12 protein-coding genes and 2 tRNA genes are annotated in these 12,610 nt (G+C 57.0%); 3 read left to right on the top strand and 11 right to left on the bottom strand.

The window, feature by feature from the left end:
• Positions 1-11 precede the first annotated feature (11 nt).
• On the bottom strand, positions 12-1,487 hold the full coding sequence (gene ilvC / locus BFV67_RS21395) for a ketol-acid reductoisomerase (RefSeq protein ID WP_008501571.1): 1,476 nt from the start codon (positions 1,485-1,487) through the stop codon (positions 12-14).
• Between the two features lie 152 nt (positions 1,488-1,639).
• On the opposite strand from ilvC, the gene ilvY reads away from it, so the two are divergent.
• Positions 1,640-2,530, top strand: a complete 891-nt coding sequence (ilvY, locus tag BFV67_RS21400; protein WP_023293577.1) for an HTH-type transcriptional activator IlvY — start codon at positions 1,640-1,642, stop codon at positions 2,528-2,530.
• Between the two features lie 45 nt (positions 2,531-2,575).
• On the opposite strand, the gene ilvA is transcribed toward ilvY, so the two are convergent.
• The 7 genes from ilvA to ilvL form a co-directional block, all read right to left on the bottom strand.
• Entirely contained in the window at positions 2,576-4,120 is a 1,545-nt protein-coding gene (gene ilvA / locus BFV67_RS21405; RefSeq protein ID WP_039267211.1) for a threonine ammonia-lyase, biosynthetic, read from the bottom strand.
• A 2-nt stretch (positions 4,121-4,122) separates the two neighbouring features.
• Positions 4,123-5,973 (bottom strand): dihydroxy-acid dehydratase, encoded by a 1,851-nt coding sequence (gene ilvD, locus BFV67_RS21410; RefSeq protein WP_069598883.1) that lies wholly within the window; start codon positions 5,971-5,973, stop codon positions 4,123-4,125.
• Positions 5,974-6,033: 60 nt separating this feature from the next.
• On the bottom strand, positions 6,034-6,963 hold the full coding sequence (gene ilvE, locus BFV67_RS21415) for a branched-chain-amino-acid transaminase (RefSeq protein ID WP_021242827.1): 930 nt from the start codon (positions 6,961-6,963) through the stop codon (positions 6,034-6,036).
• A gap of 18 nt (positions 6,964-6,981) precedes the next feature.
• Positions 6,982-7,245: an acetolactate synthase 2 small subunit gene (ilvM, locus tag BFV67_RS21420; protein ID WP_003860184.1), complete on the bottom strand. Its 264-nt coding sequence runs from the start codon at positions 7,243-7,245 to the stop codon at positions 6,982-6,984.
• Entirely contained in the window at positions 7,242-8,888 is a 1,647-nt protein-coding gene (gene ilvG, locus BFV67_RS21425; protein ID WP_069598884.1) for an acetolactate synthase 2 catalytic subunit, read from the bottom strand. The genes ilvM and ilvG overlap by 4 nt, the downstream gene beginning before the upstream one ends.
• 2 nt (positions 8,889-8,890) lie before the next feature.
• Positions 8,891-8,941 (bottom strand): peptide IlvX, encoded by a 51-nt coding sequence (gene ilvX, locus BFV67_RS24535; RefSeq protein WP_166792073.1) that lies wholly within the window; start codon positions 8,939-8,941, stop codon positions 8,891-8,893.
• 86 nt (positions 8,942-9,027) lie between these two features.
• Complete coding sequence (ilvL, locus tag BFV67_RS23630; protein ID WP_001311244.1) at positions 9,028-9,126, bottom strand: ilv operon leader peptide; 99 nt, start codon at positions 9,124-9,126, stop codon at positions 9,028-9,030.
• Between the two features lie 340 nt (positions 9,127-9,466).
• Between ilvL and BFV67_RS21430 the strand changes: the two genes are divergently transcribed.
• Positions 9,467-10,987: a YifB family Mg chelatase-like AAA ATPase gene (locus tag BFV67_RS21430; protein ID WP_069598885.1), complete on the top strand. Its 1,521-nt coding sequence runs from the start codon at positions 9,467-9,469 to the stop codon at positions 10,985-10,987.
• Positions 10,988-11,017: 30 nt separating this feature from the next.
• On the opposite strand, the gene BFV67_RS21435 is transcribed toward BFV67_RS21430, so the two are convergent.
• Positions 11,018-11,356: a MaoP family protein gene (locus BFV67_RS21435; RefSeq protein WP_008501577.1), complete on the bottom strand. Its 339-nt coding sequence runs from the start codon at positions 11,354-11,356 to the stop codon at positions 11,018-11,020.
• 118 nt (positions 11,357-11,474) lie between these two features.
• On the opposite strand from BFV67_RS21435, the gene hdfR reads away from it, so the two are divergent.
• Positions 11,475-12,296 (top strand): HTH-type transcriptional regulator HdfR, encoded by an 822-nt coding sequence (hdfR, locus tag BFV67_RS21440; RefSeq protein WP_021242824.1) that lies wholly within the window; start codon positions 11,475-11,477, stop codon positions 12,294-12,296.
• Between the two features lie 98 nt (positions 12,297-12,394).
• Here the strand turns inward: hdfR and BFV67_RS21445 are convergent.
• Both BFV67_RS21445 and BFV67_RS21450 read right to left on the bottom strand, forming a co-directional pair.
• A tRNA-Trp gene (locus BFV67_RS21445) sits at positions 12,395-12,470 on the bottom strand.
• Between the two features lie 53 nt (positions 12,471-12,523).
• Positions 12,524-12,600, bottom strand: a tRNA-Asp gene (locus tag BFV67_RS21450).
• Positions 12,601-12,610: the final 10 nt, after the last annotated feature.

Here is a 12,610-nt window from a genome sequence, read left to right on the forward strand (position 1 = left end):
CGACAAAGTTGTTAACCCGCTACCGCGATACGCTTCATGTCGGTCATGTAGCCACGCAGTTTGTGGCCCACTTTCTCGATCTGGTGGCTGCGAATCGCTTCGTTCACATCGCGCAGCTGCGCGTTGTCCACGGCACCTTCTGCAATCGCTTTACCCAGATCGCCCGGCTGCAGAGTGGTCATAAACTCTTTCAGCAGCGGTACGCAGGCGTAAGAGAACAGGTAGTTACCGTATTCTGCAGTATCAGAGATAACCACGTTCATTTCGTACAGACGCTTACGGGCGATGGTGTTCGCGATCAGCGGCAGCTCGTGCAGTGATTCGTAGTACGCAGACTCTTCAATGATGCCGGAATCCACCATGGTTTCGAACGCCAGCTCAACGCCTGCTTTCACCATCGCAATCATCAGGACGCCTTTATCGAAGTACTCCTGCTCGCCGATTTTACCTTCGTACTGTGGCGCGGTTTCGAACGCGGTCTTACCGGTCTCTTCACGCCAGGTCAGCAGTTTCTTATCGTCGTTCGCCCAGTCAGCCATCATGCCGGAAGAGAACTCGCCGGAGATGATGTCGTCCATATGTTTCTGGAACAGCGGCGCCATGATGGTTTTCAGCTGTTCAGACAGCGCGTAAGCACGCAGTTTTGCCGGGTTGGACAGACGGTCCATCATCAGCGTAATACCGCCCTGCTTCAGCGCTTCGGTGATGGTCTCCCAGCCGAACTGAATCAGTTTTTCCGCGTATGCCGGGTCGGTGCCCTCTTCCACCAGCTTATCGAAGCACAGCAGAGAACCGGCCTGCAGCATACCGCACAGAATGGTCTGCTCGCCCATCAGGTCAGATTTCACTTCGGCAACGAAGGACGATTCCAGCACGCCCGCACGGTGGCCGCCGGTCGCCGCAGCCCATGCTTTGGCAATCGCCATACCTTCACCTTTCGGATCGTTTTCCGGGTGAACCGCGATCAGCGTCGGCACGCCGAAACCACGCTTGTACTCTTCACGCACTTCGGTACCCGGGCACTTCGGTGCCACCATCACTACGGTGATGTCTTTACGGATCTGCTCGCCCACTTCAACGATGTTGAAGCCGTGGGAGTAACCCAGCGCCGCGCCGTCTTTCATCAGCGGCTGTACGGAACGCACAACGTCTGAGTGCTGCTTGTCCGGCGTCAGGTTAACCACCAGATCCGCCTGCGGGATCAGCTCTTCGTAGGTACCCACTTTGAAGCCATTTTCGGTCGCTTTGCGCCAGGAGGCACGCTTCTCGGCAATCGCTTCTTTGCGCAGGGCGTAGGAGATATCCAGACCGGAGTCACGCATGTTCAGGCCCTGGTTCAGACCCTGTGCGCCACAGCCGACGATGACCACTTTTTTACCCTGAAGGTAGCTCGCGCCATCGGCAAATTCATCGCGCGCCATGAAGCGGCATTTGCCCAACTGCGCCAGCTGCTGGCGCAAGTTCAGTGTATTAAAGTAGTTAGCCATGGGTGATACCTCGTGATGTTGTGTGTCTTATTGTTCGGTTCGCGTTTCAGCGAGAATGTACCCACATTACAACAGGAAATTTATTGCGGAAATTGATATATTCACAACGTCACATTGCAATTTATGCAATGTAAAAAGAGGGAGTGGAATCGGTGGATTTACGCGATCTGAAAATGTTCCTGCACCTGGCGGAAAGCCGTCACTTTGGCCGCAGCGCCCGGGCGATGCACGTCAGCCCCTCCACGCTTTCGCGCCAGATCCAGCGCCTTGAGGAAGACCTCGGCCAGCCGCTGTTCGTGCGCGATAACCGCACCGTCACCCTCACGGAAGCGGGCGAAGAGCTGCGTATTTTTGCCCAGCAGACGCTGTTGCAGTACCAGCAGCTGCGGCACTCTATCGATCAGCAGGGGCCGTCACTCTCCGGTGAGCTGCATATTTTCTGCTCCGTGACCGCCGCCTACAGCCATCTGCCGCCCATCCTTGACCGCTTTCGCGCGGCGCATCCGTCGGTTGAAATTAAGCTCACTACCGGCGACGCTGCCGACGCGATGGAAAAAGTGGTGACGGGCGAAGCGGATCTCGCCATTGCCGGGAAGCCGGAAACCCTGCCGGGCGCGGTAGCGTTCTCGATGCTGGAAAATCTGGCGGTGGTGCTGATTGCCCCCGCGCTGCCCTGCCCGGTGCGTAACCAGGTGTCGGTGGAAAAACCGGACTGGTCCACGGTGCCGTTTATCATGGCCGATCAGGGCCCGGTTCGCCGCCGCATTGAGCTGTGGTTCCGCCGTCAGAAAATCAGCAACCCGTCGATTTACGCCACCGTCAGCGGCCATGAGGCGATGGTGTCGATGGTGGCGCTGGGCTGCGGCGTGGCGCTGCTGCCGGAAGTGGTGCTGGACAACAGCCCGGAGCCGGTGCGCAATCGCGTGATGATTTTAGAGCGCAGCGACGAGAAAACGCCGTTTGAGCTTGGCGTGTGCGCACAAAAAAAGCGGCTGCATGAGCCGCTTATTGATGCGTTCTGGACGATACTGCCGAACCACTAAAGCCGGGTGGCGCTGCGCTTACCCGGCCTACATGCCGCTCAGCCCTTAGCCTGCCAGGAAGAAGCGGAACGCCGGGTTGTGGGTTTCGTCATGGCACTCGTAGCCCAGCTCGTTCAGCCGCGTTTCGAAATCCGGCTCGTGCTCGCCCAGTTCGAACGCCGCCAGCACGCGGCCGTAGTCGGTGCCGTGGCTGCGGTAGTGGAACAGAGAGATGTTCCAGTGCGTGCCCAGCGTGTGCAGGAACTTGAGCAACGCGCCCGGCGATTCCGGGAACTCAAAGCTGAACAGGCGTTCCCTGAGCGGCTTCGAAGGACGGCCGCCGACCATGTAACGCACGTGCAGCTTCGCCATCTCGTCGTCGGAGAGATCGACCACGCTATAGCCGCCCTCATGCAGCAGGTTGAGGATCTCTTTGCGCTCCTCCACGCCGCGGCTCAGACGCACGCCGACAAAAATACAGGCGTCTTTAGCATCGGCAAAACGGTAGTTAAACTCCGTCACCGAACGACCGCCCAGCAGCTGACAGAACTTCAGGAAGCTGCCCTTCTCTTCCGGAATGGTCACCGCCAGCAGCGCTTCACGCTGTTCGCCCAGCTCGCAGCGCTCGGACACGTAGCGAAGACCGTGGAAGTTCACGTTGGCCCCGGAAAGCACGTGCGCCAGACGCTCGCCGCGGATGTTGTGCTGCGCGATGTATTTTTTCATGCCCGCCAGCGCCAGCGCGCCGGACGGTTCCGCCACCGCACGCACGTCTTCGAACAGATCTTTCATCGCCGCGCAGATGGCGTCGCTGTCCACCGTGACGATATCGTCGAGATATTCCCGGCACAGGCGGAAGGTTTCGTCGCCAATGCGCTTCACCGCCACGCCCTCGGCAAACAGCCCGACGCGCGGCAGGTCGACCGGATGCCCGGCATCCAGCGCCGCTTTCAGGCAGGCGGAGTCTTCCGCTTCCACGGCAATGACTTTAATCTGCGGCATCAGCTGTTTGATCAGCACCGCCACGCCTGCGGCTAAACCGCCGCCGCCCACCGGGACAAAGACCCGGTCGAGATGGGCATCCTGCTGCAGCAGCTCCAGCGCCAGCGTGCCCTGCCCGGCAATCACCATCGGGTGGTCGAACGGCGGCACCCAGGTGAACCCCTGCTGCTGAGCCAGCTCAATCGCTTTGGCTTTTGCTTCGTCAAAGTTGGCCCCGTGGAGCAAGACTTCGCCGCCGAAACCGCGCACCGCGTCGACCTTGATATCGGCGGTAGCAACCGGCATCACGATCAGCGCTTTCAGCCCCAGACGGGCAGACGAGAACGCCACGCCCTGCGCGTGGTTGCCCGCCGATGCGGTAATCACCCCGCGCGCTTTCTGCTCGTCGGTCAGCCCGGCCATCATCGCGTAGGCACCGCGCAGCTTGAAGCTGTGCACCGGCTGGCGGTCTTCGCGCTTCACCAGGATGACGTTGTCCAGGCGCGAAGAGAGTTTTTCCATTTTCTGCAGGGGGGTGACCTGCACGGCTTCATAGACCGGCGCGCGAAGCACCGCCCTGAGATATTCCGCCCCCTCAGGGGCGGCGGATAAGGGTTGCGACTCGGCCATCGTTAGCCCCCAAGTTTCGATTTATCGCGCACCGCGCCTTTATCTGCACTGGTGGCAAGGCTCGCGTAGGCGCGCAGGGCGAAGGAAACTTCACGCTGGCGGTCTTTCGGCGTCCAGGCTTTATCGCCGCGCGCTTCCTGCGCTTCACGACGGGCCGCGATCTCCTGGTCGCTCAGCTTGAGCTGAATGCCGCGATTCGGAATGTCGATGTCGATCATGTCGCCGTCTTCGATGATGGCGATGTTGCCGCCGCTTGCCGCTTCCGGCGAGACGTGGCCGATAGAGAGGCCGGAGGTGCCGCCGGAGAAACGACCGTCGGTGATCAGCGCACAGGCTTTACCGAGGCCCATCGATTTCAGGAAGGTGGTCGGGTAGAGCATCTCCTGCATGCCCGGCCCGCCTTTTGGCCCTTCGTAGCGAATGACCACCACGTCGCCTTCCACCACTTTGCCGCCGAGGATGGCGTCTACCGCTTCATCCTGGCTTTCGTACACCTTCGCCGGACCGGTGAATTTCAGGATACTGTCGTCCACGCCAGCGGTTTTCACGATGCAGCCATTTTCCGCAAAGTTACCGTACAGCACGGCCAGGCCGCCGTCTTTGCTATAGGCATGCTCCAGCGAGCGGATGCAGCCTTCAGCGCGGTCATCGTCCAGGGTATCCCAGCGGCAGTCCTGCGAGAACGCCTGGGTAGTACGAATACCGGCAGGGCCCGCGCGGAACATCTTTTTCACCGCGTCGTCTTTGGTCAGCATCACGTCGTACTGGTTCAGCGACTCAGGCAGCGACAGGCCAAGCACGTTTTTCACGTCACGGTTCAGCAGCCCGGCGCGATCCAGCTCGCCGAGGATACCGATGACGCCACCCGCGCGATGCACGTCTTCCATATGGTACTTCTGGGTACTCGGTGCGACCTTACACAGCTGCGGCACTTTACGGGAGAGCCTGTCGATGTCGCTCATGGTGAAGTCGATTTCGGCTTCCTGCGCGGCGGCCAGCAGGTGCAGAACGGTGTTGGTGGAACCGCCCATGGCGATATCCAGGGTCATGGCGTTCTCGAACGCCGCTTTGCTGGCGATGCTGCGCGGCAGCGCGCTGGTGTCGTCCTGCTCGTAGTAGCGCTTAGTCAGCTCAACGATGCGTTTACCGGCACTGAGGAACAGCTGCTTACGGTCGGCGTGGGTCGCCAGCAGCGAGCCGTTGCCCGGCTGAGAGAGGCCCAGCGCTTCGGTCAGGCAGTTCATGGAGTTCGCCGTGAACATACCGGAACAGGAGCCGCAGGTCGGGCACGCGGAGCGCTCCACCTGGTCACTCTGCTCGTCAGAAACCTTCGGATCCGCCCCCTGAATCATCGCATCGACCAGGTCGAGCTTGATGATTTTGTCGGAAAGCTTGGTTTTCCCCGCTTCCATCGGGCCACCGGAGACGAAGATCACCGGAATGTTCAGGCGCAGGGAGGCCATCAGCATCCCCGGGGTGATTTTGTCGCAGTTGGAGATACAGACCATCGCATCGGCGCAGTGGGCGTTAACCATGTACTCTACCGAGTCGGCGATCAGCTCGCGCGACGGGAGTGAATAGAGCATGCCCCCGTGGCCCATCGCGATACCGTCATCCACCGCAATAGTGTTGAACTCTTTCGCCACGCCGCCGGAGGCTTCGATTTGCTCGGCAACCAGCTTACCGAGATCGCGCAGGTGCACGTGGCCCGGTACGAACTGGGTGAAGGAGTTCACCACGGCGATAATTGGCTTGCCGAAATCGGCGTCGGTCATTCCGGTGGCGCGCCACAGCGCGCGGGCACCGGCCATGTTACGGCCGTGGGTGGTGGTGGCTGAACGATACTTAGGCATGCTTTATTTACTCCCGTCTGACTATGTAATGGGACGGTGCGTGCCGTCCCAAATTTATATTTAGTGATTAACCTGATCCAACCAGCCGTATTTATCTTCTGTCTCGCCGGTGAAGAGGCCAAAGAACGCTTGCTGAATGCGTTTGGTGACCGGGCCACAGCGGCCTTCGCCCACCTGAATGCCGTCTACGCTACGCACCGGCGTAATTTCAGCCGCGGTTCCGGACATGAACACTTCATCGGCCAGGTACAGGGATTCGCGGGACAGCACCTGCTCGCGCACTTCGATACCCAGATCTTTCGCCAGCTTGATGATGGCATCACGGGTGATGCCCGGCAGCGCGGACGAGGTGAATGGCGGCGTAAACAGAATGCCGTCTTTCACTTCAAACAGGTTTTCACCTGCGCCTTCGGAGATGTAGCCATTCACGTCGAGCGCGATACCTTCCTGGTAACCGTGACGGCGCGCTTCGCTGCCGACCAGCAGGGAAGAAAGGTAGTTACCGCCCGCTTTCGCCGCGGTCGGGATGGTGTTTGGTGCAACGCGGTTCCATGAAGAGACCATTGCGTCGATCCCCTGCTCCAGGGCTTCTGCACCCAGATAAGCCCCCCACGGGAACGCGGCAATGATCACATCAGTGGTATAGCCTGCTGGCGGGTTCACGCCCATGCCGACGTCACCCACGAAGACCAGCGGACGAATATAGGCGCTAGTCAGGTTGTTCTTACGGATCACCTCGCGGCAGGCTTCCATCAGCTCATCCACGCTCTGAGAAACCGGAAAACGATAAATTTTGGCTGAGTCATGCAGACGCTGCATATGTTCGCGATGGCGGAACACCACTGGTCCTTTGTGAGAATCGTAGCAGCGGATGCCTTCAAAAACGGAGGTACCGTAATGCAGCGCGTGGGACATCACGTGGACCTTCGCGTCCTCCCAGCGAACCATCTCACCGTTGAACCAAATGTAATCAGCTTTTTTTGTCGTCATTTTTTCGTCCTGTCACGCTTAAGCGCGGATTTGTTGTGATGTGGTTGTGCTCTGGCAGATGGCAACATGGGCAACGTCTACCAGCTTTGATAACTGACTAAACAGTAAGTCGACCGGCCGCGGGCTGGCAACGGTTAATTCGATACTGATGTTTTGCGCGTCGGTGGCCGTCTCCATATTCATAGAGCAAATCTGAAAACCACGATGACGCACCACGCGCAAAACGCGTTCTAATGTTTCCGGGTTGAAGCGAGCCTGCACGGCGACCTGATGTTGCATCATGATAATTTCTCCAGCATTTGTGAGTTACTGGCACCGGGCGGTACCAACGGCCAGACGTTCTCAAGCTCGTCGATTGAGACATGAAGCAGGTATGGCCCTTCGCTTGACAGCATGGTGTCGAGTGCCGCTTCAACCTGGTCTTTACGGGTGATGTGCTGGCCAGGAATGCCGAAGGCGCTGGCCAGGGTGAGGAAATCGGGGTTATCGGTCAGGGTGGTTTCACTGTAACGTTCCTGGAAGAACAGCTGTTGCCACTGGCGAACCATCCCTAAACGCTGGTTATCGAGCAACACGATCTTCAGCGGTAACTGCTTGCGCTTCACGGTGCCGAGCTCCTGAACGTTCATCATGAAGGAGCCGTCACCGGAGATACAGATAACGGTATCGTTCGGGCGGGCAACCTGTGCGCCAACCGCGGCTGGCAGACCGAAGCCCATCGTCCCTAACCCGCTGGAAGTAATGAAGTTTTCCGGACGGGTGTAGGCCATGTGCTGGGCGGACCACATCTGATGCTGGCCGACATCGGTCGTCACCACGCTGTCGGCGGGCTTACGGTCGGACAGCTGCTTCAACAGCAACGGCGCGTAGATGGCCTCGCCGGGATGGTCGTAACGCCAGGCGTGCTCGGCGCGCATGTCTGCGGTGTGCTGACGCCACGCGTTGATATCCAGCGGCTGCTGCAATGCCGGTAACAGCGCGTTGAGATCGCCCTGCAGCGCGACGTGCGCCTGACGCAGCTTGTTCATTTCCGCCGGGTCGATATCCATATGGATAACTTTGGCGTTCGGCGCAAAGGTATTCAGCTTACCGGTGACGCGGTCGTCAAAACGGGCGCCTACGGCGATGAGCAGATCGCACGCCTGCACCGCCAGGTTTGCCGCTTTGGTGCCGTGCATCCCCAGCATGCCCAGATAGTAGGGGTAATCGGCATCTACCGCACCCAACCCTTTCAGCGTGCAGGTGGCAGGGATTTGCGTTGCCGCGATAAATTCGCGCAGGGCAGGAACCGCCTGCGCCATACCTACGCCACCACCAACGTACAGCATCGGCTGTTTCGCCTGCGTCAGCATCTGACGGGCCTCTTCGACTTCCGCATGCGGAAACGCGTCGTCGTTTCCAACGGTGGAGAAGTGCGGCTCCAGTTCGCCGTGTGCGACCTGGATATCTTTCGGGATATCGACCAGAACCGGACCAGGGCGGCCGGAGCTGGCAACCTCGAATGCTTCTGCCATTACGCGCGGCAGCTCTTCCAGAGACTGAACGAGAAAACTGTGTTTGGTGCAGGCCAGCGATAAACCGAGTACATCGACTTCCTGGAACGCGTCGGTGCCGATGAACGGAGACGCCACCTGCCCGGTGATGGCAACAACGGGAACAGAATCCAGCAGCGCGTCTGCCAGACCGGTGATCAGGTTCGTTGCGCCCGGGCCTGAGGTCGCCATACAGACACCGGTTTTACCGGTGGCACGAGCATAACCGATGGCGGCCATCGCTGCGCCCTGCTCGTGTCGGCACAACAGGTGCTCCACGCCGCCGTCATACAGTGCATCGTAAATCGGCATAATTGCGCCACCCGGATAACCGAATACTGTCTCGACTCCCTGCGCGCGCAACGCATGTACTACCCACTGTGCCCCATTCATAGTTAGTTCCCCGTCATAAATCGGGAGAAACAGAATTTTGTGCTAGTCGTCATTCTCTGCTCCTCATTTACGTTTTTTAGTCATAAAAAAACCCCCGGACCTTTCGGTGCGGGGGTCTTAGTTCGTTAAGGCTTGATTTCTAAGCCTTTCCTCGTCCAAGTGCAGCCCCGCACGGTGGGATAATAATCACCACCACGCTAATCACGACCAGGCTAATCACTCGTAGAAGGGCTGTCATTTTCAGTTCTTTTTGCATCTTGTTCGAAGGAATACCTAAAGAGTTATCACAGTTTTTAAATCAAACACAAGATTTATTTATGACGGATTTGGTTAGCCCGCGAATCATATTTCTTAAAATCGTTGTTTTATATACGGAAATTAGAAAATGAATATTTTTCACTTTTTTACTCCTCCGCTAACCGTCAAAACAGGTTTTTTTCGCTCTGCGAGGAGGGTTCCACGATTGTGCAATAGTTTCATTGTGCTTTTAAAATCCCTGAACAGGCAGCGTAAATTCGCTAAATAGCGCTAAACAGGCATAACGCGTACTGGCATAGTCACACCAGGAGGTAGTGCAAATGTCACTGTCAGTTGTTTATACGCGTGCGGCTCTCGGGGTAAAGGCACCGCTTGTTTCCGTAGAGGTTCATTTGAGTAATGGGCTGCCCGGACTCACGCTTGTCGGGTTACCTGAAACGACGGTTAAAGAGGCCAGGGATCGCGTTCGCAGCGCAATAATAAATAGCGGTTATACCTTCCCCGCGAAGAAGATCACCATCAACCTTGCCCCCGCCGATCTGCCCAAAGAGGGCGGGCGATACGATTTACCTATCGCAATTGCGCTTCTCGCGGCTTCTGAGCAGCTTACTACGACCAGGCTAGGCTCGTACGAGTTCGTGGGTGAACTCGCGCTCACAGGCGCATTGAGAGGCGTTCCCGGTGCGATATCGGGAGCGCTGGAAGCCATTCGTGCAGGGCGGCAAATCATTGTCGCCAATGAAAACGCATCAGAAGTGAGTCTTATTGCCGAAAAGGGGTGTCTCATCGCCGGGCATCTTCAGGAAGTGTGTGCCTGGCTGGAAGGCCGACATGAACTGTCCGAGCCGGAGGAGTGCGACGAGGCTGTAGCAGATGCGCCAGAAGATCTCAGTGAGATCATGGGACAGGAGCAAGGTAAACGGGCGCTGGAGATTACGGCTGCAGGCGGACACAATCTCCTGCTGATTGGCCCGCCTGGTACAGGTAAAACGATGCTGGCGAGCAGGCTGAGTGGGTTGCTCCCGCCGCTCAATAATCATGAAGCGCTGGAAAGCGCTGCCATATATAGCCTCATCAGTTCGGCATCGTTACAAAAACAGTGGCGCCGTCGCCCTTTTCGTTCCCCACATCATAGCGCTTCTCTGACGGCAATGGTCGGCGGTGGGTCTATCCCCGGACCGGGTGAGATCTCACTGGCACACAATGGCATTCTGTTTCTTGATGAGTTGCCTGAGTTTGAGCGTCGCGTGCTGGATGCACTGAGAGAACCTATTGAATCTGGTGAAATACATATCTCGCGCACGCGGGCCAAAATAAGCTATCCCGCGCAATTTCAACTGGTCGCTGCGATGAACCCCAGCCCCACGGGGCATTATCAGGGCAACCATAACCGCTGTACGCCAGAGCAGACGCTGCGCTATCTGGGAAAGCTTTCCGGCCCATTCCTCGACCGTTTCGATTTGTCTCTCGAAATCCCCCTTCCGCCGCCGGGCCTGCTCAGGCAGACGGGCATAACGGGTGAGAGCTCAGCAAAAGTGCGCGAGCGGGTGATCGCTGCCCAGGCACGACAATACACCCGCCAAAACAGGCTGAATGCTCGGCTTGATAATGCCGGGATCCGGCAGTTTTGTTCGCTTAATAGTGAAGATGCAGGATGGCTTGAGGAGACGTTGACGCGCTTTGGGCTGTCTATACGTGCGTGGCAACGTTTGCTAAAAGTGGCCAGAACCATTGCTGACGTGGAGGGATGTACTGACATTGAGAGGAAACACTTGCAGGAGGCGCTGAGTTATCGCGCTATCGATCGTTTGCTGCTGCACCTGCAGAAGTTGCTGGCATAAAAAAAGGGGCCGTAGCCCCTTCTTATCATCTTAGTCGTCAGACTCGGTGTAGTCTTCTGCACCTTCCATCTGCGGCTTACCGCCAGACAGCGTATGGAAGCGCTTTGGACGCTTAATGCGTGCCATATACTTGATCCACACACGTTCCGCTTCAGACTGCGGCTCACGCTCACCACGGCAAACAGAAACAAACTGTTTTTCGTCTTCAGTAGCAGGCTCACGCTTGCCCAGATCCAGCTCGTTAAAGGCATAACCATGGCGCTCAAGCAGTTGAGCTTCTTTGATGGTGAAATCGCCGTGACGAGAGAACCCGCGCGGATAATGTTTATTGTCGAAAAAACGATTAGTCGTCGTAAAGCTTTCCGCCATCCTACACGCTCCTAATTCTTTGGCCGAGCTATTTATGGCGCGGAGTATTAGTTACGCTTGACAGAGTGTAAAACAAAACATTTAAATCATAACGACAAATAATTTTGCGGAGAAAGATGTGGATACGGAATTGCTTAAAACTTTCCTTGAAGTGAGCAGAACACGCCACTTTGGGCGAGCAGCTGAAGCCCTTTACCTGACGCAGTCAGCAGTCAGTTTTCGTATTCGACAGCTGGAAAATCAACTGGGGGTGAATCTTTTTACCCGCCATCGCAACAATATCCGCCTCACGCCCGCCGGCGAAAAACTACTGCCGTACGCAGAAACGCTGATGAATACCTGGCAGGCGGCACGCAAAGAGGTTGCCCATACTTCGAGGCATAATGAGTTCTCGATAGGGGCCAGCGCTTCCCTGTGGGAATGTATGCTAAGTCAGTGGCTTACCCGGCTTTATCAATCTCATAGCCACTTGCAATTTGAAGCCAGGATTGCGCAACGGCAGTCGCTGGTTAAGCAACTTCATGAGCGCCAGCTTGATCTTCTTATCACAACCGAAGCCCCCAAGATGGACGAATTTAGCAGCCAGATTGTGGGCCAGTTTGGCCTGGCGCTTTATGCCTCTGAACCTTCGATGATGAAGGCAGACCTGACCTATTTGCGCCTGGAATGGGGGCCTGATTTTCAGCAGCATGAGACGGGCTTGATTGCACCTGATGACGTCCCACAGTTAACGACCAGCTCTGCAGAGATCGCCTGTCAGCAACTGCCCTTGCTGAGAGGTTGTACCTGGTTACCTGTTCGCTGGGCAGACACTAAAGCTGGGCTGCATACCGTAATGGATTCCACCACGCTTACCAGACCGCTGTATGCGATTTGGCTGCAAAACAGTGATAAGCAGTCGCAGATAAAAGATCTGTTAAAAATCAATGTAATGGATTGATACATCAGCCAGCAGGAATGCTGGCTGAATAGTAAGAAGAGGCGTTTTTACAGTCTTTCAGGCAAAAAAAATCCTTTGCCGAAGCAAAGGATTCTATATGGCAGGGGCGGAGAGACTCGAACTCGCGACACCCGGTTTTGGAGACCGGTGCTCTACCAACTGAGCTACGCCCCTAAAGTTTTTTGCCATTAAGCCTGCCAGTAAGGCAGGCTTAATGTCTTAATAAGTGGCGGAACGGACGGGACTCGAACCCGCGACCCCCTGCGTGACAGGCAGGTATTCTAACCGACTGAACTACCGCTCCACCGAAGACT

The organism is Enterobacter roggenkampii (assembly GCF_001729805.1).
Taxonomy (GTDB): Bacteria; Pseudomonadota; Gammaproteobacteria; order Enterobacterales; family Enterobacteriaceae; genus Enterobacter; species Enterobacter roggenkampii.